The sequence below is a fragment of the Nonomuraea bangladeshensis genome (assembly GCF_039529455.1).
GTDB lineage: Bacteria > Actinomycetota > Actinomycetes > Streptosporangiales > Streptosporangiaceae > Nonomuraea > Nonomuraea bangladeshensis.
In genome coordinates, this window is sequence record NZ_BAAAMV010000009.1 from 380,462 (window position 1) to 403,990 (window position 23,529).

At 70.0% G+C, this 23,529-nt stretch carries 22 protein-coding genes and 1 riboswitch; of the genes, 9 read left to right on the plus strand and 13 right to left on the minus strand.

The annotated features are described in order from the left end of the window. The first annotated feature begins 146 nt into the window (after window positions 1-146). From ABD292_RS31075 to disA, 4 genes are all read left to right on the plus strand, one after another. A complete protein-coding gene (locus ABD292_RS31075; RefSeq protein ID WP_344213544.1) occupies window positions 147-515 on the plus strand; it encodes a MerR family transcriptional regulator in 369 nt (122 codons plus the stop codon). Window positions 516-519: 4 nt separating this feature from the next. Continuing rightward, window positions 520-825: a thioredoxin gene (trxA, locus tag ABD292_RS31080; protein WP_344213546.1), complete on the plus strand. Its 306-nt coding sequence runs from the start codon at window positions 520-522 to the stop codon at window positions 823-825. A gap of 80 nt (window positions 826-905) precedes the next feature. Continuing rightward, a complete protein-coding gene (gene radA, locus ABD292_RS31085) occupies window positions 906-2,315 on the plus strand; it encodes a DNA repair protein RadA (protein WP_344213548.1) in 1,410 nt (469 codons plus the stop codon). Window positions 2,316-2,355: 40 nt separating this feature from the next. Continuing rightward, window positions 2,356-3,429 (plus strand): DNA integrity scanning diadenylate cyclase DisA, encoded by a 1,074-nt coding sequence (gene disA, locus ABD292_RS31090; protein WP_344213550.1) that lies wholly within the window; start codon window positions 2,356-2,358, stop codon window positions 3,427-3,429. Window positions 3,430-3,442: 13 nt separating this feature from the next. Here disA and ABD292_RS31095 read toward each other — a convergent pair whose 3' ends face one another. Further along, window positions 3,443-4,126 carry a hypothetical protein gene (locus ABD292_RS31095; protein ID WP_344213552.1) on the minus strand — a complete coding sequence of 228 codons (684 nt, stop codon included), beginning with the start codon at window positions 4,124-4,126 and terminating at the stop codon, window positions 3,443-3,445. A gap of 196 nt (window positions 4,127-4,322) precedes the next feature. Between ABD292_RS31095 and ABD292_RS31100 the strand changes: the two genes are divergently transcribed. Then, window positions 4,323-5,081, plus strand: coding sequence for an HhH-GPD family protein (locus tag ABD292_RS31100; protein ID WP_371248995.1), 759 nt, complete (start codon window positions 4,323-4,325; stop codon window positions 5,079-5,081). Window positions 5,082-5,090: 9 nt separating this feature from the next. On the opposite strand, the gene ABD292_RS31105 is transcribed toward ABD292_RS31100, so the two are convergent. Both ABD292_RS31105 and ABD292_RS31110 read right to left on the minus strand, forming a co-directional pair. Continuing rightward, window positions 5,091-5,507: a cupin domain-containing protein gene (locus ABD292_RS31105; RefSeq protein WP_344213556.1), complete on the minus strand. Its 417-nt coding sequence runs from the start codon at window positions 5,505-5,507 to the stop codon at window positions 5,091-5,093. Window positions 5,508-5,521: 14 nt separating this feature from the next. Beyond that, the gene (locus ABD292_RS31110; RefSeq protein ID WP_344213558.1) at window positions 5,522-5,899 is read right to left on the minus strand and encodes a cupin domain-containing protein; all 378 of its coding nucleotides are present in this window, start codon (window positions 5,897-5,899) and stop codon (window positions 5,522-5,524) included. A gap of 64 nt (window positions 5,900-5,963) precedes the next feature. Between ABD292_RS31110 and ABD292_RS31115 the strand changes: the two genes are divergently transcribed. After that, window positions 5,964-6,434, plus strand: coding sequence for a MarR family winged helix-turn-helix transcriptional regulator (locus ABD292_RS31115; protein ID WP_344213560.1), 471 nt, complete (start codon window positions 5,964-5,966; stop codon window positions 6,432-6,434). Window positions 6,435-6,440: 6 nt separating this feature from the next. On the opposite strand, the gene ABD292_RS31120 is transcribed toward ABD292_RS31115, so the two are convergent. The 6 genes from ABD292_RS31120 to ABD292_RS31145 all read right to left on the minus strand — a co-directional run bounded on the left by ABD292_RS31120 (window position 6,441) and on the right by ABD292_RS31145 (window position 14,748). Continuing rightward, a complete protein-coding gene (locus tag ABD292_RS31120; RefSeq protein ID WP_344213562.1) occupies window positions 6,441-7,379 on the minus strand; it encodes a sugar phosphate isomerase/epimerase family protein in 939 nt (312 codons plus the stop codon). Between the two features lie 475 nt (window positions 7,380-7,854). Then, entirely contained in the window at window positions 7,855-10,356 is a 2,502-nt protein-coding gene (locus ABD292_RS31125; RefSeq protein WP_329588530.1) for an ATP-dependent Clp protease ATP-binding subunit, read from the minus strand. Between the two features lie 890 nt (window positions 10,357-11,246). Continuing rightward, window positions 11,247-11,579, minus strand: a complete 333-nt coding sequence (locus ABD292_RS31130) for a histone-like nucleoid-structuring protein Lsr2 (protein ID WP_329588529.1) — start codon at window positions 11,577-11,579, stop codon at window positions 11,247-11,249. Between the two features lie 510 nt (window positions 11,580-12,089). Then, window positions 12,090-12,578 (minus strand): RDD family protein, encoded by a 489-nt coding sequence (locus ABD292_RS31135; RefSeq protein ID WP_344213564.1) that lies wholly within the window; start codon window positions 12,576-12,578, stop codon window positions 12,090-12,092. A 126-nt stretch (window positions 12,579-12,704) separates the two neighbouring features. Further along, complete coding sequence (locus ABD292_RS31140; RefSeq protein WP_344213566.1) at window positions 12,705-14,093, minus strand: RDD family protein; 1,389 nt, start codon at window positions 14,091-14,093, stop codon at window positions 12,705-12,707. Window positions 14,094-14,178: 85 nt separating this feature from the next. Next, the gene (locus ABD292_RS31145; protein WP_344213568.1) at window positions 14,179-14,748 is read right to left on the minus strand and encodes an amino-acid N-acetyltransferase; all 570 of its coding nucleotides are present in this window, start codon (window positions 14,746-14,748) and stop codon (window positions 14,179-14,181) included. Between the two features lie 276 nt (window positions 14,749-15,024). Continuing rightward, window positions 15,025-15,175: riboswitch (cyclic di-AMP (ydaO/yuaA leader) on the plus strand. A 107-nt stretch (window positions 15,176-15,282) separates the two neighbouring features. Between ABD292_RS31145 and ABD292_RS31150 the strand changes: the two genes are divergently transcribed. Continuing rightward, a complete protein-coding gene (locus ABD292_RS31150) occupies window positions 15,283-16,224 on the plus strand; it encodes a C40 family peptidase (RefSeq protein ID WP_344213570.1) in 942 nt (313 codons plus the stop codon). 37 nt (window positions 16,225-16,261) lie between these two features. Here the strand turns inward: ABD292_RS31150 and ABD292_RS31155 are convergent, their stop codons facing one another. Beyond that, on the minus strand, window positions 16,262-16,474 hold the full coding sequence (locus ABD292_RS31155; RefSeq protein WP_091081333.1) for a LuxR C-terminal-related transcriptional regulator: 213 nt from the start codon (window positions 16,472-16,474) through the stop codon (window positions 16,262-16,264). 469 nt (window positions 16,475-16,943) lie between these two features. On the opposite strand from ABD292_RS31155, the gene ABD292_RS31160 reads away from it, so the two are divergent. Continuing rightward, window positions 16,944-17,981, plus strand: coding sequence for a cytochrome P450 (locus ABD292_RS31160; protein WP_344213573.1), 1,038 nt, complete (start codon window positions 16,944-16,946; stop codon window positions 17,979-17,981). Here the strand turns inward: ABD292_RS31160 and lysX are convergent. After that, entirely contained in the window at window positions 17,975-19,456 is a 1,482-nt protein-coding gene (gene lysX, locus ABD292_RS31165) for a bifunctional lysylphosphatidylglycerol synthetase/lysine--tRNA ligase LysX (RefSeq protein WP_344213575.1), read from the minus strand. The genes ABD292_RS31160 and lysX overlap by 7 nt on opposite strands. A 146-nt stretch (window positions 19,457-19,602) precedes the next feature. On the opposite strand from lysX, the gene ABD292_RS31170 reads away from it, so the two are divergent. Beyond that, a complete protein-coding gene (locus tag ABD292_RS31170; RefSeq protein ID WP_344213577.1) occupies window positions 19,603-20,082 on the plus strand; it encodes a hypothetical protein in 480 nt (159 codons plus the stop codon). A gap of 102 nt (window positions 20,083-20,184) precedes the next feature. Here ABD292_RS31170 and ABD292_RS31175 read toward each other — a convergent pair whose 3' ends face one another. Further along, entirely contained in the window at window positions 20,185-20,967 is a 783-nt protein-coding gene (locus tag ABD292_RS31175) for a type III pantothenate kinase (protein ID WP_329588513.1), read from the minus strand. 3 nt (window positions 20,968-20,970) lie between these two features. Then, window positions 20,971-23,499 carry an L-aspartate oxidase gene (locus ABD292_RS31180; RefSeq protein ID WP_344213579.1) on the minus strand — a complete coding sequence of 843 codons (2,529 nt, stop codon included), beginning with the start codon at window positions 23,497-23,499 and terminating at the stop codon, window positions 20,971-20,973. Window positions 23,500-23,529 lie beyond the last annotated feature (30 nt).

The following is a 23,529-nucleotide window of genomic DNA, read 5'->3' on the forward strand; positions in this document are numbered from 1 at the left end:
CCTTACACGCATGACTTATCGGGCATGAAAGCAAAAGCGGGTCATATATGACAAGGAGCTATTCAAGCCTTTACGAAATCAGGAACGAGTACGGCCGCCGCGGGCCTGCTTCCCTTGACGCCGGTGTCAACGTTTACCGTGGGGGCATGCGCATCGGAGAGCTGGCGGAACGCACCGGGGCGAGCACCCGCTCGCTCCGGTACTACGAGCAGCACGGTCTGCTCCAGGCCCGGCGCGGCCCCAACGGCTACCGGCAGTACACCGAGGAGGACGTGCGGCTCGTCACCGAGATCCGCGCCCTGCTCGCGGTCGGGTTCTCCCTGGAGGACACCCGGCCGTTCGTCGACTGCCTGCGCAGAGGGCACAGCACGGGAGGCTCGTGCGCCGAGTCCGTCGAGGTCTACCAGCGCAAGCTCGACGAGATCGACGCCGAGATCCGGGTCCTGCTCGGCCGCCGCGCCGAGGTCGCCGCCCAGCTCTCCCAGTCGTGCCCAGGATGTTTCGTGAGGGGATGAGGACATGATCACGTTGACCACCGAGAACTTCGAGGAGCAGGTGCTCAAGAGCGACCGGCCGGTGCTGGTCGACTTCTGGGCCGAATGGTGCGGACCGTGCCGCATGGTGGCGCCCGTGCTGGAGCAGATCGAGGCCGAGCGCGGCCTCACCATCGGCAAGCTCAACACCGACGAGAACCCCGAGATCATGGCCAAGTACGGCGTCATGGGCATCCCGACGCTGCTGCTGTTCGAGAACGGCAAGCCGGTCAAGCGGGTCGTCGGCGCCAAGCCCAAGCGCCTCCTGGAGTCCGACCTGGGCCTGATCTAGCCCGGCCTGCCCGACCTGGCGCGCCTGTCGGGGCGGATCGTCGGAGCCGTTTGTCGGTGCGCGGCGCTAGCCTGCTCGGCATGGCGAAGACGTCTGCCCCGAAGCCCGGTTACCGCTGCGCCGAGTGCGGTTGGCGCACCACCAAGTGGGTCGGCCGGTGCGGCGAGTGCCAGGCGTGGGGCACGGTCGACGCGGAGGGCGGCCGGGCCGGCGTCACCATCGTCCAGGGTGGCGCCACCACCGCGCCCGCCCTGCCGATCGGCCAGGTCAAGGCCGAGGTCGCCACGGCCCGCACCACCGGCGTGAGCGAGCTCGACCGGGTGCTCGGCGGCGGCCTGGTCCCCGGCGCGGTCGTGCTGCTGGCCGGCGAGCCCGGCATCGGCAAGTCCACGCTGCTGCTGGAGGCCGCCGCCCGCATCGCCGAGCGCGAGACCGTCCTCTACGTCACCGGCGAGGAGTCCTCCGCCCAGGTGCGGCTGCGCGCCGACCGCATCGACGCCATCCGGCCCCAGCTCTACCTCGCCGCCGAGACCGAGCTGTCGGCGCTGGTCACCCACGTCGAGAAGGTCCAGCCCACGCTGCTCGTCGTCGACTCGGTGCAGACGATCGGCTCCGCGCAGGCCACCGGCGTGCCCGGCGGCGTCACCCAGGTCCGCGAGGTCGCGGCCAACCTCGTGCGCCTGGCCAAGGAGCGCAACATGGCCACCGTCCTCGTCGGCCACGTCACCAAGGAAGGCTCCATCGCCGGTCCGCGCACCCTGGAGCACCTGGTCGACGTCGTGCTCAACTTCGAGGGCGACCGCTACTCCCGGCTCCGCATGGTCCGCGCCATCAAGAACAGGTTCGGCCCCACCGACGAGGTCGGCTGCTTCGACCTGCACGAGCGCGGCATCGAGGGCATCACCGATCCCAGCGGCCTGTTCGTCTCCCGGCGCAGCGAGCCGGTGCCGGGCACCTGCGTCACCGTCACCGTCGAGGGCACCCGGCCGCTGCCCGCCGAGGTGCAGGCCCTGGTGGCGCGCACCGAGGCGCAGCAGCCCCGGCGCACCTCCTCCGGCCTCGACACCTTCCGCGTCCAGATGATCCTCGCCGTCCTGGAGCGGCGGCTCAACGCCCGCCTCGGCGGCTGCGACGTCTTCACCGCCACCGTCGGCGGCATCAAGCTGGCCGACCCCGCGGTCGACCTGTCGGTCATGCTCGCGGTGGCGAGCGCCGCCGGCGACAAGCCGCTGCCCCCCGGGCTGGTGGCGCTCGGCGAGGTCGGCCTGGCCGGCGAGCTGCGGCCGGTCAAGGACGTCCGCAGGCGGCTCAACGAGGCCGCCCGGCTCGGCTTCAAGCGGGCGCTCGTCCCCGCGGGGTCGCTGGAGGACGGCACCCGCAGGCACAACGGCCAGCGCGCGCTCGTGCCCGTCGGGCCCGTCGCGTTCGCCCCCGGGTTCGAGGTCGTCCAGGCGGAGAACGTCTGGGACGCACTCACACACGTCACATAGCGCCGCTAAGCTGGGCGTGACCGATCGACACGGGGGTCAGGTGGATAGGAGTCTGGACGACCGCCGGCGCGAAGCTCTGGCGGCGGTGGCGCCGGGCACGCCCCTGCGCGACGGCCTGGAGCGCATCCTGCGCGGGTCCACCGGCGGGCTGATCGTTCTCGGCTACAACGACGACGTCGAAGCGGTCTGCAGCGGCGGGTTCACCCTCGACGTCGACTTCTCGGCGACCCGGCTGCGCGAGCTCGCCAAGATGGACGGCGCCATCGTGATCAGCGGCGACGACAAGATCGTACGCGCCGCCGTGCACCTCGTGCCCGACCCGGCCATCCCCACCGACGAGTCCGGCACCCGCCACCGCACGGCCCAGCGCGTGGCCCGGCAGACCGGCCTGCCCATCATCGCGATCAGCAAGTCGATGCGCATCATCGCCCTCTACCTCGACGGCATCCGCTACGTCCTGGAGGAGTCGGCGGCCATCCTGTCCAAGGCCAACCAGGCCCTCGCCACGCTCGAACGCTACAAGCACCGCCTCGACGAGGTCTCCGGCACGCTGTCGGCCCTGGAGATCGAGGACCTCGTCACCGTCCGCGACGTCGCCGCCGTCGCTCAGCGGCTGGAGATGGTGCGGCGCATCTCCGACGAGATCAAGGGCTACGTCGTCGAGCTCGGCACCGACGGGCGGCTGCTGTCCCTGCAGCTCGACGAGCTGGTGGCCGGGGTCGACTCCGAGCGGGAGCTGGTCGTGCGCGACTACCTCCCCGCGCCCTCGGGCCGGCGCCACAAGCGGCTGCCCGAGGCCATGCACGACCTCGACCAGCTCTCCGGCGCCGACCTGCTCGACCTGTCCGCGGTCGCCCACGTCCTGGGGCACGGGGCCGACAAGCTCGACAGCCCGGTCAGCCCGCGCGGCTTCCGGCTGCTCGCCAAGGTCCCCCGCCTGCCCGCCACCGTCGTCGACCGGCTGGTCAACCACTTCGGCGGGCTGCAGAAGCTGCTCGCGGCCAGCATCGACGACCTGCAGGCCGTGGGCGGGGTCGGCGAGTCCCGCGCGCGCAGCGTCCGCGAGGGCCTCTCCCGCCTCGCCGAGTCCTCGATACTCGAACGTTACGTCTGACCGGCGACGGGCGTCACCGGAGGTGGAAGACGCCCTTGGGGCTGCGGAGCTTGCCGAAGCGGGCCATGGCGACGTACGTGCCGGGCAGCGCGGGCGGCGGCGTGGCGCGGCAGTCGGCGCTGGAGCGCTTCCTGTCCCAGTTCAGCGTCCGCACGTACGGCACCCCGCGCTGCAGCTCGGCGACGTCCTCGCCGGCCCCGCTCACGCAGTCGGCCGTCGACCAGATGCGGTCCTGGCCGGACATGATGCGGATCTCCATGGCCCGCGGCCCGACGTCGGCCCTGCACATCACGGGCCCCGTGTTGACGAGCGTGACGATGAAGGACGGCCGGGAGCCGCCCGCGTAGATCTGGTCCTTGCCCCCCTGCAGGCTCAGCACGAGGTCCTCCTCGGCGCAGGGCGCGCCCGCCCGCCTGACGCGGCTGGGCGACGGGCTCGGCCGTCGCGCGCTGGGCGTGGGCGAGGGGGTGGCGGTGCCCATGGCGAGCGTACGCAGCCCGGCCAGCAGCGGGTCGACCGCCGGCGAGACGCTGGGCGAGACCTTGGCCTCAGAGGAGCTCTGCTCCGGCCCGCCCTTGCCCCCGCTGGAGCACGCCCAGGCCACCACGGCCACCACGACGAGCACCGCCACCAGCACGCTCATCCGGCGCCGCCAGTAAACGTCACCGCCGTCGCCACGCATCGTCTCCGGATCCATGAGACCCAGCATGGTAACCAGAAGGTCACTCAGGGTGACGACACGCCGAGGTCATTCCCATCGGCATACCCTTGTCGGCGTGGTTGAGCCTCATCTTCTGCACAACGCTGTCCTCAGTTGGTACGAAGACAACGCGAGAGACCTCCCCTGGCGGGCCGCCGACGCCACGCCCTGGGGGGTGCTGGTCAGCGAGATCATGCTGCAGCAGACCCCGGTCGTCCGCGTCCTGCCCGTCTGGCACGAGTGGATGGAACGCTGGCCGGCCCCCAAGGATCTCGCGGCCGAGCAGCCGGGCGAGGCGGTCCGGCACTGGGGAAGGCTCGGCTACCCGCGGCGGGCGCTGCGCCTGCACGCCTGCGCCCGGGCGATCACCGACGAGCACGGCGGCGAGGTGCCCGCCGATCACGCGACGCTGCTGGCCCTGCCGGGCATCGGCGAGTACACCGCGGCCGCGGTCGCCAGCTTCGCCTACGGCGGACGGCACGCGGTGCTGGACACCAACGTCCGGAGGGTGTTCGCCAGGGCCGTACGCGCCGAGGAATACCCTCCTACGGCCACCTCGGCGGCCGAACGGCGGCTCGCCGAGTCCCTGCTGCCCGAGCTGGGCGCGGCCCGCTGGGGTGTGGCGGTGATGGAGCTGGGCGCCCTGGTGTGCTCGGCCCGCGCGCCGCGCTGCGCCGACTGCCCCATCGCCGACGTGTGCGCCTGGCGACTGGCGGGCAAGCCGCCGCACGCCGGCCCCGCGCGCAAGGGCCAGACCTACGCCGGCACCGACCGCCAGTGCCGGGGGCGGCTGCTGGCGGTGCTGCGCGAGGCCCACGGCCCGGTGCCGAAGGCGGCACTCGACGTGGTGTGGGACGACGCGGTCCAGCGCGAACGCGCCCTGGACGGCCTCATCGCCGACGGCCTGGCCGAAGCCCTCGACGACGACACCTACCGCCTCCCCCACGCCTGACCTTCAGGGTCAGCTGACCCAGGGCGGCACCAGGCGTTCGGAGCCCTTCGGGGCCAGGTCGCAGGCGTTCGGGGCGGAGGTGCCGTCCGGGTTGTAGACCTTCGTCCCGGCCGGGGCGGTCACGATCGACACGAACCCTCGCACCGGATCGGCGAACATCCGCCGGCTCACGTCCGCGGGCAGCACCATCGTGTCCCCCGCCGCGACCTCGTGGCGCTCCTCGCCCAGCTCCACCACCGCGGCCCCGTCGAGCCACGTCCACAGCACCTCGGCGTCGAAGGCGTGCACCGGCCCCTCCATGCCGGGGCGGGCGTCCACCCGCCACACGGCCTGCTCCGCCTGCCCCTGCGTCGGGGAGGCGAGCGTGGTCATCACGCCGTTGGGCGTCTCGGTACGCCGGCATTGGGCGTTCGGCACGACAGACACGGGCATCCTCCCTTTCACGCGATCCACGGCGGGGTGCCGAGGTCGGCCCCGTCGGCGGACATGGCACGGGCGCCGGCCCGGGCGGTGACGACGGCGGTGTAGCCGGCGTCCGGGCCGGCGGTGACGCGGCGCGGCGTGCGTGCCGGCATGACGACGGTGTCGCCCGCCGCCACGGCGAAGCTCTCCTCGCCGAGCTCGACGGTCGCCGCCCCGTCGAGCCAGCTCCACACCTGCTCGACGTCGAAGTCGTGGAGCGGCCCCGCCACGCCGGGCTTGGCCTCCACGCGCCAGAGCGACCGCCCGGCCGCTCCCTGGGTGGGCGAGGCGAAGGTCGTCATGACGCCGCCGGGTGTCTCGGTACGCCGCGCGTCGGCGGCACGAATGACGGTCATGCGGGAAACCCCTTAGGATAGGCAACCACGTTGTCCATCAACATAGTCAATCAGGTTGTCTATTGTGTCAAGCGACGCCCCTGGGTTCGAGTTGCCGCTGCGCCTGCTGCTGGCGTTCCGGGCGCTCATCGACGAGCTGCACGCCGAGCTGTCCCGGCAGGGACACCCCCACATCAGACCCATGCACGGATTCGTCATGCAGGCCATCGGCCCCGCCGGCACGACGGCCGTCGAGCTGGGCCGCGCGCTGGGCGTCTCCAAGCAGGCGGCCGGCAAGACCGTCGAGTCGCTGGAGCGCGTCGGCTACGTGGAGCGCGCCACCGATCCGCACGACAGCCGGCGCAAGATCGTACGGCTGACGCCGTACGGGATGGACGCGCTCCACCGCTCGGCCCGCATCTTCGACGAGCTCCGCGCCCGCTGGGCCGCCGAGCTGGGCGTGGAGCGGCTGCGGGCGCTGGAGGCCGACCTGCGCAAGGTCACGCCGGCCAATCCGTGGCGGCTGGACACGCCCGCCTGGTTCACCTCACTCTGAGCGAGGTCAGGCGGCCAGCTGGAGGCCCAGACCGGTCAGATTGCTGCGGGCCCAGTCCAGCTCCTCGGCCAGCAGCGACACCAGCGCCCCCGGCCCCTTGGCGCGTCCCGGCACGGCCAGGTTGTGCGTCTCGACCTCGATGTGGGCACTGCCGCTGACCGCGCCCGACAGCATGGCCGTCAGCGTGTCGTGCAGCACCTCGCCGGTGCTGGACGTGCGGCCGGTGTGGTTGTGCACGTGGCCGAGCTTGACGACCGGCGCCCCGGCCGCGGCCAGGTTCTTGAGCGCCGCGCCCGGCTCCTCGTCGCCGGAGGCGAGGTGGCAGGCGTCCAGGCACACGCCGAGATGCTCGGAGTCGATGCCGCCGACCCGCTCCAGCGCCTGCTCGGTGGTCTCCAGCACGCAGCCGGGCCACGGCTCGAAGCCGACGCGGATCGTCTTGCCGGTGACGCTGTGGATGCCGCGCAGCTCACGGGCCAGCCGCTCCAGGCGGCGGGTGGCGATGCTGTGCAGGTCGGCCGGCCAGTCACGCCGCCAGCCGATCGGTATGGTCGAGATGCTGCCGAAGCGTACGTCCTCGGGCAGCAGGAACGCGAGGATGCGGGCCAGCGCCATGGTGTAGCGGTAGCGCTCGGGCTTGGCCCAGTCGGGGCCGGGGACCTCCTGGTTGCGGCCGCCGGTGCCGTTGAGGCTCACGACCTCCAGGCCGCGCTCCTCCAGGGAGCGGCGCAGCCGGACGAGCTCGATGCGGTCGGCGGTGAGGTGGTCGGCGACGCTCGGCGACAGCCACAGGCCGATGCCCATCCGCTCGACGCCGAGCCGCTTGCGCACCGGCACGGCGTAGCGAGTGAGATGGGCGATCAGGTTCTCCAGGTCTTCAGCGGGATGGACGCCTGCGTTGTAGGCGAGGTGAACGAGCGTTCCGTCATCGTGACGCAGGCGCATCGGTTTCCTCCACGGCTTGCTTATGTGTGTCCGTCGCCCGCCTCGGACGTGCCGGACCTCGTCGAGCATGCCTGCTCGCGGGTCCCGCCGGCGTCCGCCCAGAGTTGATTCCTGACTACTCCCCGGGGAGCAGGCCCCCACGTTAGGGACGCGCTCTTGCGGCTCACTTGGATGAGACTTGGCTCTACTCTACGCAGTGTAGTACTACCACCGGTGGCGGGATACCCGGTCATCCAACAATTACGCAACGACGTGGTGACGGCGGGCGAGCCGACGCCCGGAAAGGGGCGCTGGCCGCCCCCAGGAGCCACGGAGAGCGCTCCCCGACCTGGGTGGCGACGAACTCCTCACGTCCGTGACCTGTGACGCCACACGATGCCACAGAGCGACGCGCCCCGGAGACGCGAAAAGCTCCCGTGTGACGAAGCACACGGGAGCTCTCCGGTGTCACGCCGGCGCCGGAGCGCCGGACGGGTCAGTGCTGGATCGGAGCCGCGATGGCCGCCGCCGAGTCGGGCACCTTCGAGGACGTCTCGCCCCGGAAGATGAACTTGGCCTCGTCGCCCTCGCCCTCGATCGTCACCTTCACGACCTGCCCCGGACGGAGCTCGCCGTAGAGGATCTTCTCGGAGAGGGAGTCCTCCAGCTCGCGCTGGATGGTCCGGCGCAGCGGCCGGGCGCCCATCACCGGGTCGTAGCCGCGGTCGGCCAGCAGCTGCTTGGCCTCCTGCGAGACCTCGAGCCCCATGTCGCGGTCCTTCAGCCTCGCGTCGACCTGGGCGAGCATCAGATCCACGATCTGGATGATCTCGACCGGCGTGAGCTGGTGGAAGACCACGATGTCGTCGACACGGTTGAGGAACTCGGGCCGGAAGTGCTGCTTGAGCTCCTCCTGGACCTTCGCCTTCATCCGCTCGTAGTTGGACTCGGTGTCGTTGGACTTCGCGAACCCGACCCCGATGCCCTTGGAGATGTCACGGGTGCCGAGGTTGGTGGTCATGATGATGACCGTGTTCTTGAAGTCGACCACGCGACCCTGGGCGTCGGTCAGGCGACCGTCCTCCAGGATCTGCAGCAGCGAGTTGAAGATGTCGGGGTGGGCCTTCTCGATCTCGTCGAACAGGACCACGGAGAACGGCTTGCGCCGCACCTTCTCGGTGAGCTGGCCGCCCTCCTCGTAGCCGACGTAGCCGGGAGGCGAGCCGAACAGCCGGGAGACGGTGTGCTTCTCCATGAACTCCGACATGTCCAGGCTGATCAGCGCGTCCTCGTCACCGAAGAGGAACTCCGCCAGAGCCTTGGAAAGCTCGGTCTTGCCGACGCCCGAGGGGCCGGCGAAGATGAACGAGCCGCCGGGACGGCGCGGGTCCTTCAGCCCGGCGCGGGTGCGCCGGATGGACCGCGACAGGCCCTTGATGGCGTCGTCCTGGCCGATGATCCGCTTGTGGAGCTCGTCCTCCATGCGGAGCAGGCGCTGCGACTCCTCCTCGGTCAGCTTGAAGACCGGGATGCCGGTGGCGGTCGCCAGGACCTCGGCGATGAGCTCCTGGGTGACCTCGGCCACGACGTCCATGTCGCCGGCCTTCCACTCCTTCTCCCGGCGCTCGCGCTTGAGCTGGAGCTGCTTCTCCTGGTCGCGGAGAGCGGCCGCCTTCTCGAAGTCCTGCGCGTCGATCGCGGACTCCTTGTCGCGACGCACGTTGGCGATCTTCTCGTCGTACTCGCGCAGGTCCGGCGGAGCGGTCATCCGGCGGATGCGCATCCGGGAGCCGGCCTCGTCGATGAGGTCGATCGCCTTGTCGGGCAGGTAGCGGTCGCTGATGTAGCGGTCGGCCAGCTGCGCCGCGGCCACCAGCGCGTCGTCCGTGATGGACACGCGGTGGTGCGCCTCGTAGCGGTCACGCAGACCCTTGAGGATCTCGATCGTGTGGCTGAGCGAGGGCTCGGCCACCTGGATCGGCTGGAAGCGGCGCTCGAGCGCGGCGTCCTTCTCAAGGTATTTGCGGTATTCGTCGAGCGTGGTCGCGCCGATCGTCTGCAGCTCGCCGCGGGCCAGCATCGGCTTGAGGATGCTGGCGGCGTCGATCGCGCCCTCCGCGGCGCCCGCACCCACGAGCGTGTGCAGCTCGTCGATGAACAGGATGATGTCGCCGCGCGTGCGGATCTCCTTGAGCACCTTCTTCAGGCGCTCTTCGAAGTCGCCGCGGTAACGGGAGCCGGCGACCAGGGCGCCGAGGTCAAGCGTGTAGAGCTGCTTGTCCTTCAGCGTCTCGGGCACCTCGCCCCTGACGATCTTCTGCGACAGGCCCTCGACGACGGCGGTCTTGCCGACGCCGGGCTCGCCGATGAGAACGGGGTTGTTCTTGGTCCTCCGGGAGAGGACCTGCATGACCCGCTCGATCTCCTTCTCACGGCCGATGACCGGATCCAGCTTGCCCTCGCGGGCCGCCTGGGTCAGGTTGCGGCCGAACTGGTCGAGCACCAGGGACGTGGACGGGGCCGACTCCTGGGGGCCGCCCGCGGCCGCCGGCTCCTTGCCCTGGTAACCGTGCAGCAACTGGATCACCTGCTGCCGGACACGGTTGAGATCAGCTCCAAGCTTGACCAGCACCTGGGCCGCCACACCCTCACCCTCACGGATGAGCCCGAGCAGGATGTGCTCGGTGCCGATGTAGTTGTGGCCCAGCTGCAGAGCCTCACGGAGCGACAGCTCGAGGACCTTCTTGGCCCGCGGGGTGAAGGGAATGTGCCCCGACGGAGCCGACTGGCCCTGGCCGATGATCTCCTCGACCTGCTGGCGCACACCCTCAAGGCTGATGCCCAGGCTCTCCAGAGCCTTGGCGGCAACGCCCTCACCTTCGTGGATCAAACCAAGAAGAATGTGCTCAGTGCCGATGTAGTTGTGGTTGAGCATCCTGGCCTCTTCTTGGGCCAAGACGACAACACGCCTCGCTCGGTCGGTGAACCTCTCGAACATCTCGTCGCTCCTCACAGAGCGGTCAGTCAGGGCCGGTAAATCCGGTCCCGTCCTCCCGCATGCTAGCCCTGGCTCGGCGAACCGTGCCCACTCGCCTCTGACACGCTCTATAGCAGAGACGTTCCCCGAGAGCAGGGCGTTCACCCTCTATCCAACTACTGTTCGGGGGTCACGTGTTCCCGATACGCCGCAAGCGAACGATGTTTAGGCCGCTACGGGGAGACGACACCGAATTGCCGCCGCGGCGTATGCAGATCGACACGGATCGGCCGCCGGACGCCCGGGTGTGCGGCCCGGCGAAGGGGTCGCGCCCGCCGCATCGCCGATGATGCCGCGTCCGTTTCTCATGCGTAATCATCCTATGTCGTGTGGCGGGGATGGCCAAGCGCGGTCACTACGCCCTGAGCATGACCCGGCACCTACCGCTCCCGTCGCAAAAGCTCATCCGGTCAGCCGGGTTACCGGCCTCATCACGCGGGCGCGTGGGGACCGGGCATTGTGCGCACCCGCCCCGCCAAGCCGGTTTTGCCCCGCCTCTCGCAGACGCTTCCCAGCTTTTACTCAGGAACACCCGCGAGGAACAGCGGGAGGAACAGGCGAGGAACGCGGTGGAGGAGCCCGCGCGCATGCCCGGAGGAACGGACAGCGGGGGCCTTTCGGCTTTGGAGCAGGCCGGGGAGGACGCTTCACATATGCGGGCGCGGCCGGCGAATCGGCGGCCGACACCAGCCGCGACAGCCGATCAAAACGCCCGCATATGTGAGCGCATCAGCAGATCGTCCTCTGGGGCGTTCCACCATTCGAGACGCCCCTGAATACGATCATGCGCTTATGGCGGCCGCCGGGGTCCAAGGCGAACGGCATAAGCGCACGGTCGAGCGACGACTCTTTCAGTGAGCCGCCTCGTACTGCTCGACGACGGTGGAGGCGATACGGCCGCGCTCGCTGACCGGCAGGCCGCGGGACTTCGCCCACTGCCGGATCTCCGAGCTCTTCTCCCGGGTCATCGCACGGTTGCCGCCGCGGGTGCGACGACGCGTGGTGGTGGCGCCCGCCCGGCGCGCGTGCTGCACGAAAGGCGAGAGCGCGTCCCTCAGCTTCTTGGCGTTAAGGTCGCTGAGGTCAATCTCATAGGAGGAGCCGTCAATAGCGAAGCTGACCGTCTCATTGGCCTCGCCCCCATCGAGGTCATCGATGAGAATCTCCTGGATGTGCTTGGCCATCTACGCAATCCTTTCGCGGGCATTGTTTCATTCGCCTGCCCAAACATATACCCGAAAAGGCGCGGAGACAATTCAGCACAGCGGGGATTCGCTGACTGGCCGATCAGTTCTGCTTCTCGGCGGGCTGCTGAGCCTTAGGCCGGCGCCCGGCGCCCTCGTGGCGGACCAACTTCACCACGCCAAAGATGAAGGCTCCGCCGACCACGACCGGGGGGATGAGCGCTGACAATACATCTGTTAGGGCTTCCATTCGTCCTCGCCTCCACGGCTGACGGGGTTTCGAGGGCGCTATATGCGCCCGGGGCCGCTGCCCGGAGGAGCGTGACCCCAGTGCAGCGTACGGCGGCAACCGCCCGCAACTGACCATAGCGGCACACACATGCCCTGCGAGTCTCAGGGGCGCCGACATCCGGCAACCCGGACGCCCCATAGCCTAATGGCAGTCTCTCCAGACTCCTTACCGGATCAAGCGGAAATTTTGCGAAAGGCATCCGCCCAGGTGTGGAAGGCTCAGCGAAGATCTTTTACCACACGCGTTCCGGCCAGCCGGTCGTGCGGGCCGCGCTCCAGCGGCTTGTCCATCAGGATCAGCAGCCCCACCGCGAACAGCAGCATTCCGGCCAGGAGATTGACCACCGGAATGCCGATCAGCATGAGCGCGCCCGGATAGACCAGGGCCCGTTTCAGCGCGGCCCTGGACGCCGGCGCCTCGGGGGACAGGCGAATCCGCATGATCGCCTTGCCGAACGTCCGGCCCCCGCGGGAATGGGCCCACCAGTCGTAGCCGGTATAACCGGCTCCGGCGACCAGGGAGGCGCCCACACCGGGCAACCTGCCGTCGAACAGCTCCAACAACCCGACAGTCCGGAAGACGCCCCAGAGCGCGATGAACAGAATGTAATAGAAGACCCCGAAGACGAGCCCTTCAATCAGCCGGGCGCCGAGGCGTTCCCACCATTCCGCCGGCAGCGTGTCCGCTCGCGGCGCGGTCCCGGTCATAACCTCCACCTCGCGTCGTCGGCGGCCCCGAATGGGGAGTGCGGGTGTCCCCATTCTGGTACGGCCCGGCGGGCAAAACATAGGGGCCGGCGGTAAGCCGGCCCCCAGGTTCGCGTCCCGCGCGGACTACTTGATCTTCACGACCACCGTACGCGCGACCTTGTCGGCGAACGTCTGCTGCAACGGCTTGTCCCAGAGCTGGGATGCGCCGTTGACTCCCACGCCCGCGTAGGCGAGCACCCAGCCGAGCAGCGGGATGGCGTTGAACACCCACCAGCCCCACGTGACGCCGGCCCGCTTGAGCGCGGCGTCGTTCGGCAGGCCCTTGGCAGGCATCGGCTGGCCGACGAGGACGACCTTGATGCCCATCACCATCTTGCCGACGGTCTGGCCGCTCATCTTCAGCAGGAAGAAGTCGTAAGCCACCCAGAGGGCCGCCGCGACGAGCGCCGCCAGGATGCTGGCGAGGAACGACGTGCCGATGCCGCTGCTGGTGCCGTCGAGCGAGCTGTAGCTCGCCACGAAGAAGATGCCGAGGATCAGGCCCACGACGAAGTTGATGACGAACAGGATGACGCCGTCGATCAACCTGGCCACCAGGCGCTGCCACCACTCGGCGAGCGGGGCGGGCGCGCCGGGCGGCTGGACGCCGACCGGCTGGCCGTAGCCGGGCTGGCCATAGCCCTGCTGCTGGCCGTAGCCCTGCTGTCCGTAGCCTTGCTGCTGGCCGTAGCCCTGCTGACCGTACTGCTGGTCGCCGTACTGCTGGCCGTAGCCCGGCTGGGACTGGCCCTGCTGGCCGTAACCCTGCTGACCGTAGTCGGGCTGGGACTGCGGCTGCTGACCGTACTGGGCCTGCTGGCCGTAGCCCTGCTGCTGGCCGTAGTCGGGCTGGGACTGCGGCTGCTGACCGTAGCCCTGGCCGTAGTCGGGCTGGGACTGCGGCTGCTGGCCGTACTGCGGTTGCTGGCCGTAGCCCGGCTGGGTGCCGTACTGGCCCGAGGAGGGCTGCTGGCCGTAGCCGGGCTGCGACTGCGACTGCTGGCCGTACTGGGGCTGCTGGCCGTAGCCCGGCTGGGACTGGGGCTGCTGGCCGTAGCCCGGCTGGGACTGGCCCTGCTGGCCGTAGCCCTGCTGACCGTAGTCAGGCTGGGACTGCGGCTGCTGACCGTATTGGGGCTGCTGGCCGTAGCCCTGCTGCTGGCCGTACTGCGGTTGCTGGCCGTAGCCCTGCTGGCCGCCGTACTGGGGCTGCTGCCCGTAGCCCTGCTGCTGGCCGTAGTCGGGCTGGGACTGCGGCTGCTGGCCGTATTGAGGCTGCTGGCCGTAGCCGGGCTGCTGCTGGTTGTAGGGGGACTGGCCGAAGGCGTCGTCCGTGCGGTAGCCGACCACGGTGGCGTCGGGGTCGGGCTCGCCGGGGTGACGGCCCTGGTGCTGCTGGCCGTAGGGGGGATTGCCAGGCGCGGAGTTCTCGCCGGATTCGTCTTGCGGATACGGCGGCTGTCCGGTGCTCACCGTGTCACCTCGCTTCGCGTGCGCATGTGGCACGTGTCAGGGCACATGCCTGTGCTGCCCAACGTATCGACATAGGTATCAACAATCACCTTTCCAATTGGTCAAGGTCCGCGTCACCCGATGTCAGATGGAGCAGCATGCGGGTGTTGCCCAGGGTGTTCGGCTTGACGTGCTCCAGGTCGAGGAACTCGGCCACACCCTCGTCGTACGAGGCCAGAAGTTCGGCGTAGACCTCCGGTGAGACCGGTGTCCCCTGGATGGGCCGGAACCCGTGCCGGGCGAAGAATTCGATCTCGAAAGTGAGACAGAATACGCGCCGCAGACCCAGATCCTTAGCCTGCTGTATGAGGGCCTCCACGATCCGGTGGCCGATGCCCATGCCCCGGCACTCCGGATCGACGGCGACCGTGCGGACCTCGGCGAGATCCTCCCACAGGACGTGCAGGGCGCCGCAGCCGGCGACCCGCCCGCCGAGATCGGCCACCCAGAACTCCTGTACGTCCTCGTACAGCGTCACCGTGGTCTTCTCCAGGAGCCGGGGACCCGCGCCCGCGTAGGTGTCGACCAGGCGCCTGATGCCGCGGACGTCGGGCGTGCGGGCACGCCGGACCACCACCGCGGTCTCGGGCGCTGTCAGCTCGGCCACCTGCTCCATGGCTCTCCAGAGTACAGATGTCATTACGGCTCGGACCTAACTCCCTCAACCGCCCCGTACCCGGGGTCCGGCACGACTGTCCAGGCGCAGGTCCGACGTTCGCCGACGTCAGGCAAAACCAAGGGCAAAAAGGACATAAAGTCTCTCCTGTACGCTTGATCACGAGATCACCTTGTGACCCTTCGGTTGTGAAACCTCAACAGATCAAGCAGTTCTGGTTGAGCAGGAACCGGGAGTGCATTAGTGTCCAGCGACGACGTTCCCCGCGTGTCGCGCGCGGGAGACACGCCCAATTCCCGCAAGGGAAGCCGGGGACCCGCCGATGGCGCCCGCCGCACGCCATCACTGGGGTGAATCCGAAACGTTCGGTAGGGCTCCTCCGGCCCGAACCCGTCAGCTAACCCGGTAGGCGTCGAGGAAGGGAGTCGGTTGGTGAAGCGCACGCGCACGCGTGGGGACGAGAGGACGGCGGGCGGGAGCGCCCCCCGTCGGGAGCGGTTCCGGCGACCGTTCCGCCTCGGAGCGGCGGTCCTGATGGCCGGCGCCTTACTGGCGGCCCCCATCGCCCCGGCGTCCGCGGAGCCCAAGCCCTCCCTCAAGGAGCTGTCGGAGCGGGTCGAGAAGCTGCACGTCGAGATCGAGACGCTCACGGAGCAGTACAACGGCCAGCGGGAGAAGTACCAAACCGCCAAGAAGGCCGCCGACTCCGCCCAGAAGACCTTGGCCGACAGCCAGGCCGACCTCGCCGCCAAGCGCGCGAAGGCCGTCATGCTCGCCCAGAACGCCTACATCACCGGCGGGCTCAACCGCTCGCTCACCTTCATGCAGTCCGACGATCCTGAAGAGTTCCTCGACCGGGCCGCGACCACGCACGCGCTGGAGACGCAGCAGAGCGAAGAGGTCAACCAGCTGCTCAAGGCCATGGACGCGGCCACCCGCGCCGAGGCCGGCGCCAAGACCCGCATGGAGGAGCTGCGCGGGATCGTGGCCGACCTCGACGCCAAGCGCGACAAGATCACCGCCCTCGTGGCCAAGACGGAGAGCAGCCTCTTCCGCCGCGCCCTCGGCGAGGCCGGGCAGCCCGGCACCCGCGCCGTACGCGTCAACCTGCCGATCCCCGGCACCGGCAAGGCCGCCGCGGCCGCCAGGTGGGCGCTCACGCAGCAGCTCAAGCCGTACGTGTGGGGCGCGGGAGGCCCCAGCTCCTACGACTGCTCCGGCCTGGTCATGGCCGCCTTCAGGCGCGTCGGCATCTCGCTGCCGCACTACACCGGCGACCAGTGGACCGCGGGCCGGCACATCTCCCGTGAGGAGATGCGCCCCGGCGACCTTGTCTTCTTCTACAGCGACCTGCACCACGTCGGCATTTACATCGGCGGGGGCATGATGGTGCACGCCCCGCGCACCGGCGACGTCGTACGGGTGGCCGCGCTCGGCAACCGGCCCTTCGCGGGCGCGGTGCGCATCGCAGACTGAGCCGGCATGACCCGGTGACCCTTGCTCAAGCGTCCCTTCAGATGAGATGGCGGCGTGCCGCCCAGGCCACGGCCTCGATGGCCGTGGCCACACCGATGCGGTCGCAGATGCCGCGCAGTCTTCGGCGCACCGTGCGTCCGCTGATGTCCAGACGTCTCCCCACTCGATCCACAGTGACGCCCTTGGCCAGCTCGCCGAGTAAAGCCAGATCCGCGTGGCTCAGCTCAACGCCTTCAGTGAGCACTTCCATCGGGAGCCCTCCCCCCCAACAGCAGAATTTGGACCTCACAACGGGCCAAAGCCGCTCGTCTCGCAGAAGGTAAACGCATCTCTGAAAGGTCGTCAAGCGTGATAAATCCCGCCCTTGACGAGCGCTATTGACATGATCGCGTATATGTGACCTACTCGCCATATGCCGACCGGATGCTGGACGCGCGATGACCGATCTCGTTGATCAGTCCGGAGGCTCATCTCCCTCCCCTTCGGGTTCGGCGGACCTTCTGGGTTTTGATCCCGCGGACCCCGGCTTTCTGGTTGATCCCTATGCGCGCTATCACGCGCTGCGCGAACGCGGGCCGATCTTCCGTACGCCGGCCGGGCTGTTCGTCCTGACCGATCACGAATTGTGCGGTGCCATGCTCCGCGATCCGCGTTTCGGTCACGGCCCCAGTCCCATCAACCGCGTCAATCCAGGTCAGCCTGTCGAGTCATTTCTGCGTATGGATCCGCCCGATCACACCCGGTTACGCGGTCTGGTCAGCAGGGCGTTCACGCCCCGCATGGTCGAACGGCTGCGCCCGCGCGTCGAGGCCGTCACCGCCGGGCTGATCGCGGCGCTGCCCGAGGAGGGCGACCTGGTTTCCGGCTTCGCGTACCCGCTGCCGGTCAGGGTGATCTGCGAGATGCTGGGGGTGCCGCCGGAAGATCACGAGCGCTTCCAGGGCTGGAGCGAGACGGCCGCCCGCAGCCTTGACCCGATGCTTACAGCGGAGCTGATATCGGAGAGCGGGCGGTCAGGAAGAGAGTTCCGCGACTACTTCCGCGACCTCCTGGAGCTCCGGCGCCGGCAGCCCGGCGACGACCTGCTGAGCGCACTCACCCGGGTCGAGGAGCTGACCGAGGGCGAGCTGCTGGCCACCTGCGTGCTGCTGCTCGTGGCGGGGCACGAGACGACCGTCAACCTCATCGCCAACGGGGTGCTCGCCCTGGTCCGGCACGGCCTGCTCGCGTACGCCGCCGAGCGGCCGCGGCAGGTCGTCGAGGAGGTGCTGCGCTACGACCCGCCGGTCCAGCTCACCGGACGGGTGGCGCTGCGCGACGCGGAGCTGGGCGGGACGCCGGTGCCCGCGGGGACGGCCGTGGTCGCGCTGATCGGCGCGGCCAATCGCGACCCCGCGGTCTTCCCCGACCCCGACCACTTCGACCCCGGCCGATCCGACCCCGGCCGATCCGACCCCACCCGATCCGACCCCACCCGATCCGACCCCACCCGATCCGGCCCCGGCCGATCCGGCTCCGGCCGATCCGACGCCATCCGCTCGGATGGCGCTCGTGAGCCGGGGCGGCATCTCGCCTTCGGGCTCGGCATCCACTTCTGTCTCGGGGCGACGCTGGCCAGGATGGAGGGCGAGATCGCGCTCTCCGCCCTGGCCGCCGCGGCGCCACGGATGGAGCTGCTCGATCCCGCGCCACCGTACAAGCCGAACCTGGTGCTGCGGGGGCTCGCGCGGCTCCCCGTGCGGCTCAATCGTCAGTGAGTGGGCTTCACCAGCGGGAACAGGATCGTCTCGCGGATGTTCTTGCCGGTGAACGCCATGATCATTCGGTCGATGCCCGCGCCCATGCCGCCCGTGGGCGGCATGCCGTACTCGAGGGCCGCCAGGAAGTCCTCGTCGAGCTGCATCGCCTCGGGGTCGCCGCCGGCGGCGAGCAGCGACTGCTCGACCAGCCGGTGCCGCTGGTCGATCGGGTCGTTGAGCTCGGAGTAGCCGGTGCCCAGCTCGGTGCCGAAGCCGATGAGGTCCCACTTCTCGGTGAGCAGCGGGTTGTCGCGGTGGAGGCGGGCCAGCGGCGAGGTCTCCAGCGGATAGTCCATGACGAACGTCGGCTGCACCAGCGTGTGCTCCACCAGCGCCTCGAACAGCTCCTGCACGAGCTTGCCCGAGCCCCACTTCGGGTCCCAGTGGACCTCGCGCCGGTCGGCGATCTTGCGTAGCTCCTCCAGCGTGGTGGAGGTGGTGATCTCCTCGCCGACGGCCTCGGAGACCAGGCCGTAGAGCGTCGCCCGGGGCCACTCGGCCATGCCGAGGTCGATCTCGACGCCGTCGTGCACCACGACCGTGGTGTCCAGGGCGGCCACGACGGCCTTCTGGTACATCCGCTGCGTCAGGTCGGCGATGTCGTGATAGTCGAGGTAGGTGCCGTACGCCTCGAGCATGGTGAACTCGGGGTTGTGCGTCGAGTCGGCGCCCTCGTTGCGGAAGTTGCGGTTGATCTCGAAGACCTTCTCGACGCCGCCGACCACGAGCCGCTTGAGATAGAGCTCGATCGCGATGCGCAGATAGAGCTCCATGTCGTAGGCGTTGATGTGGGTGCGGAAGGGCCGGGCCGCCGCGCCGCCGTGGATCGGCTGCAACATCGGCGTCTCGACCTCGAGGTAGCCCTCCTCGTGCCAGAACTCGCGCACCGCGCGCACGGTGGCGCTGCGGACGCGGGCCATCTTCCTGGCCTCGTCGTTGACGATGAGGTCGACGTAGCGCTGGCGTACGCGGGCCTCGGGGTCGGTGAGGCCGACGTGCTTCTCCGGCAGCGGGCGCAGGCACTTGGCGGTGATCTGCCAGTCGTCGGCGAGCACGGACAGCTCGCCGCGTCGCGAGGTGATGACCTCGCCGGTGATGCCGACGTGGTCGCCGAGGTCGACGTCGCGCTTCCAGCGGGCCAGCGACTCCTCGCCCACCCGGTCGAGGGAGATCATGACCTGCAGGTCGGCCTCGCCGTCGCGGAGGGTGGCGAAGCAGAGCTTCCCGCCGACGCGGCTGAGCATGACGCGACCGGCCACCGACACGCTCTCGCCGGTGGCGGTGTCGGGCTCAAGGCCCTGGTATTTCTCCCTGACCTCGGCGTTGGTCGCCGTACGGGGGAAATTCACCGGGTAAGGATCGACGCCCTCACTGCGAAGGCGGTCGAGCTTCTCCCTCCGGATCCGCATCTGCTCGGGAAGTTCTTCGCTCACAGCACTAAAGCGTAGGGGATATGGCGAACTGCAAGGGCTCGTCGGCCCGTTGCAGGGTGCCTGCAAGAGGGCTCTTTTATCAATGACTCACGAGCTCAGGGGGAGGCCGGCAGGGAGCCGGCCCAGGGGAGCTCCAGGAGAGAGAAATGTTCAAGAAGCTCGCGATCGGCACCCTCGCCGCCGCCGCCACCACCGCAGTCGCCCTGTCGATGCCCACCGCCGCCTTCGCCTCCGCGCCCCACGCCGACGACTACTCCTCGCACTGGGGCCCGGTCTACGCCAAGCACTTCCAGGCCAAGGCCGAGGGCAGCGTCACCGTCAACTGGGACGACGACGGCGAGTCGAACGAGGTCCACGTGCGCGGCAAGCTCTGGGACCGCGACAACCGCAGCTACGACGAGGGCGGCAAGTGCGCGTACGTGCGCTTCCAGGCCGAGGACTTCGACGGCGACTGGTCGCCGGTCTTCTGGCGGAAGTACTGCGGCTACCCCAGCTTCCAGCGCTTCCACTTCGAGGAGAACGACGTCCAGACCCTGCGCGTGCAGGTCTGCCAGATCGGCCTGAACAGCAGGTTCCCCACCAAGTGCGGCCGCTGGGACTACATCTACACCAACGAGAACGAGTAGTGACGCCTGAGCTCGCATCCGAGCACCCTGGCGCCATGACGACCGAGCACCCGAAGACCGCGGGCGGCCCCTTATCCGAGCGGGGGGCCGCCTGCTCCTGTGTCAGCCCGCGTTGCGGTGGTAGATCAGGCGCAGGCCGATGAGCGTGAGCCACGGCTCGTGCACGTCGATCGAGCGCGACTCGCCGACCACCAGCCCGGCGTGCCCGCCGGTGGCGACGACCGTGACCTCGTCGGGGTCGTCGGCCAGCTCGGCCGTCATGCGCTCGACGATGCCGTCCACCTGGCCGGCGAAGCCGTAGATGATGCCGGCCTGCAGGGCCTCGACGGTGTTCTTGGCGATCACCGAGCGCGGCCTGACCAGCTCCACCTTGTGCAGTTGCGCGCCGGCGGAGGCGAGAGCGTCCACCGAGATCTCGATGCCGGGCGCGGTGACCGCCCCGATGTACTCGCCCTTGGCCGAGACCGCGTCGAAGGACGTGGCGGTGCCGAAGTCGACGATCACGCAGGGGCCGCCGTACTGGTCGATGGCGGCGAGTGCGTTGACGATGCGGTCGCTGCCGACCTCCTTGGGGTTGTCCATGCGGACCGGCACGCCGGTGCGGATGCCCGGCTCCACGATCACCGCCGTGACGTCGCCGTAGTAGCGGCGGCACATCTCCCGCATCTCGTTGAGCACGCTCGGGACCGTCGAGCAGATGGCGATGCCGTCGACGTCGGCGCCCTTGAGCAGCGGCGACTGCGCCAGCAGCCCTTGCAGGACGACCGCGATCTCGTCGGCGGTGCGGCGGGCGTCGGTGGCCAGCCGCCAGTGCTCGATGACGTCCTCGCCCTCGAAGAGCCCGAGCACCGTGTGCGTGTTGCCGACGTCGATCGTGAGCAGCATCAATTACCCCCGTAGATCCAGTGCGATGTCCAGGGCCGGCGCCGAGTGCGTCAACGCCCCTACCGCCAGGTAGTCAACGCCAGTTTCGGCCACAGCACGGGCCGATTCCAAGGTCAATCCCCCGCTCGCCTCAAGGGCAACCCTGTTTTTCGCCTGCTTTTTCACGAGTTGTACGGCACGCTCTGTGTCCTCCACCGTGAAGTTGTCCAGCAGCACCTCCCGCGCGCCCTCGTCGAGCACCGGCTGGAGCTGGTCGAGCCGGTCGATCTCCACCTCGATGGGCAGGTCGGGGTGGCGCTCGCGGACCGCCCGGAACGCCTCGGCCACGCCGCCGGCCGCCACCACGTGGTTGTCCTTGATCAGCGCGGCGTCCGACAGCGACATGCGGTGGTTGACGCCGCCGCCGCAGCGTACGGCGTACTTCTCCAGCGCGCGCAGGCCGGGCAGCGTCTTGCGGCTGTCGCGGACGCGGGCCCCGGTGCCCTTGATCGCCTCGACCCACCTGCCGGTGAGCGTCGCCACCCCGGACAGGTGCGTGAGCAGGTTGAGCGCCGTGCGCTCGGCGGTCAGCAGCGCGCGCGTGGGCCCCTCGACGGTGAGCAGCACGTCGCCCGCCCGGACCCGCTCGCCGTCCTTGGCCCGGCGCTCGGTCCGGTCCGCCCCCAGCCGGACGAACACCGCCTCCGCCACCGCCAGTCCCGCCACGACGCCGTCCTTGCGCGCCACCACGTCGCCCGACGAGCGCTGGTCGGCGGGGATGGTGGCGAGGCTCGTCACGTCACCGGCCTCCCACAGGTCCTCCTCCAGCGCGCGGGCGATGAGCGCGTCCACCTCGGCCGGGTCGAGCCCGGCGGCCGACAGCTCCTGCGCCAGCCGGGCCGGCATCGTGTCCTCGTGCGGCGTGTACGTCATGCGAAGGCCCTCCTCCGTCAGGGTCACGTCGAGGTGGCCCAGCCATTCGTTGTCGTCGCGCGTCTCATGATCCTCGCGCCAGTGTGAGCCACGGGTCTCCAGCCGGGCCGCCGCCGCGCCGGTGAGCACGGTGGCGACGGTGAGCAGGTTCGCCGCCTCCCAGGACTCGGTGCACGGCGGCACCGCGACCGGCGTCCAGCGGGCGTCGAGCAGCGCTTTGGCGGTGGCGCGCAGCGACTCGCGGCTGCGCAGCACGCCCGCGCCCCTGCTCATGTGCGCCTGGATCCGGGCCCGGACGCGCGGATCCACCAACCCGGACTCTCCCTCGGCCGGCACCGGGTCGCCGGGGGCCGGGCGGGCCGCGTGCACGTCCTCGGCGATGCGCTCGGCGAACACCAGGCCCTCCAGCAGCGAGTTGGAGGCCAGCCGGTTGGCGCCGTGCACGCCGGTGCAGGCCACCTCGCCGCAGGCGTAGAGGCCGTCGATCGAGGTACGGCCGCGCAGGTCGGTCCGTACGCCGCCGCTGGCGTAGTGGGCGGCCGGGGCCACGGGGATCGGCTGGGTCACCGGGTCGATGCCGTGCTCACGGCAGACCGCGTAGATGGTGGGGAACCGGGTCTCCCACTTGCGCCGGCCGAAGTGGCGGCCGTCGAGGAAGACGTGGTCGCGGCCGGTCGCGCGCATCGTCCGCATGATCCCCTTGGCCACGACGTCGCGCGGGGCCAGGTCGGCCAGCTCGTGCGCGTCGGCCATGAAGCGGTTGCCCTCGTGGTCGGTGAGGTACGCCCCCTCGCCCCGCACCGCCTCCGAGATCAGCGGCTGCTGGCCGGTCGAGTCGGCGCCGAGCCAGAGCACGGTGGGGTGGAACTGCACGAACTCCAGGTCGCGCACCACCGCCCCGGCCCGCAGCGCCAGCGCGACGCCGTCGCCGGTGGAGACCACGGGGTTGGTGGTGGCCGCGTACACCTGGCCCATGCCGCCGGTGGCGAGCACGACGGCCCGCGCGAGCACCGCGCCGACGCCGTCGCGGGCGCCCTCGCCCATCACGTGGAGGGTGACGCCCCTGGCCCGGCCGTGGGCGTCCTTGAGCAGGTCGAGCACCAGGGCGTGCTCGATGACCTCGATGGAGGGGCGGGCGCGTACCGCCTCGATGAGCGCCCGCTGCACCTCGGCGCCGGTCGCGTCGCCGCCCGCGTGCACGATGCGGCTGCGGCGGTGGCCGCCCTCGCGGGTGAGCTGGAGCTCGCCGTCCGGGGTGCGGTCGAAGCGGGCGCCCCGCTCGATCAGCCGGCGCAGCGCGCCGGGGCCCTCGGTGACCAGCGTCCGCACCGCACGTACGTCGCACAGCCCGACGCCGGCGATGAGCGTGTCGTTCAGGTGCTCCTCGGGCGTGTCGCGGGGGTCGAGCACGGCCGCGATGCCGCCCTGCGCCCAGCGCGTCGAGCCCGAGGACAGCACGTCCTTGGTGACGACCAGGACCTTGGCCTCGGGCTCCAGCTCCGTGTAGCGCAGGGCCACGGTCAGGCCCGCGATGCCGGAGCCCACGACGACCAGGTCGGCCTCGGCGCTCCAGCCGGGCGCGGGAGCGGTCAGCCGCAGGGGAATCGCCGGTGCGCTCATTGGGCTCTCCTCCACTCGGGCGATTTCGTC

Bases quoted from the DNA above. Each gene is read 5' to 3' on its own strand.
- ABD292_RS31075 (WP_344213544.1), top strand. From the start codon at position 147: ATGCGCATCGGAGAGCTGGCGGAACGCACCGGGGCGAGCACCCGCTCG.
- trxA (WP_344213546.1), top strand. From the start codon at position 520: ATGATCACGTTGACCACCGAGAACTTCGAGGAGCAGGTGCTCAAGAGC.
- radA (WP_344213548.1), top strand. From the start codon at position 906: ATGGCGAAGACGTCTGCCCCGAAGCCCGGTTACCGCTGCGCCGAGTGC.
- ABD292_RS31095 (WP_344213552.1), bottom strand. From the start codon at position 4,126: ATGGATCCGGAGACGATGCGTGGCGACGGCGGTGACGTTTACTGGCGG.
- ABD292_RS31100 (WP_371248995.1), top strand. From the start codon at position 4,323: ATGCTGCAGCAGACCCCGGTCGTCCGCGTCCTGCCCGTCTGGCACGAG.
- ABD292_RS31110 (WP_344213558.1), bottom strand. From the start codon at position 5,899: ATGACCGTCATTCGTGCCGCCGACGCGCGGCGTACCGAGACACCCGGC.
- ABD292_RS31120 (WP_344213562.1), bottom strand. From the start codon at position 7,379: ATGCGCCTGCGTCACGATGACGGAACGCTCGTTCACCTCGCCTACAAC.
- ABD292_RS31125 (WP_329588530.1), bottom strand. From the start codon at position 10,356: ATGTTCGAGAGGTTCACCGACCGAGCGAGGCGTGTTGTCGTCTTGGCC.
- ABD292_RS31130 (WP_329588529.1), bottom strand. From the start codon at position 11,579: ATGGCCAAGCACATCCAGGAGATTCTCATCGATGACCTCGATGGGGGC.
- ABD292_RS31135 (WP_344213564.1), bottom strand. From the start codon at position 12,578: ATGACCGGGACCGCGCCGCGAGCGGACACGCTGCCGGCGGAATGGTGG.
- ABD292_RS31145 (WP_344213568.1), bottom strand. From the start codon at position 14,748: ATGGAGCAGGTGGCCGAGCTGACAGCGCCCGAGACCGCGGTGGTGGTC.
- ABD292_RS31150 (WP_344213570.1), top strand. From the start codon at position 15,283: ATGGCCGGCGCCTTACTGGCGGCCCCCATCGCCCCGGCGTCCGCGGAG.
- ABD292_RS31155 (WP_091081333.1), bottom strand. From the start codon at position 16,474: ATGGAAGTGCTCACTGAAGGCGTTGAGCTGAGCCACGCGGATCTGGCT.
- ABD292_RS31160 (WP_344213573.1), top strand. From the start codon at position 16,944: ATGGATCCGCCCGATCACACCCGGTTACGCGGTCTGGTCAGCAGGGCG.
- ABD292_RS31170 (WP_344213577.1), top strand. From the start codon at position 19,603: ATGTTCAAGAAGCTCGCGATCGGCACCCTCGCCGCCGCCGCCACCACC.
- ABD292_RS31175 (WP_329588513.1), bottom strand. From the start codon at position 20,967: ATGCTGCTCACGATCGACGTCGGCAACACGCACACGGTGCTCGGGCTC.
- ABD292_RS31180 (WP_344213579.1), bottom strand. From the start codon at position 23,499: ATGAGCGCACCGGCGATTCCCCTGCGGCTGACCGCTCCCGCGCCCGGC.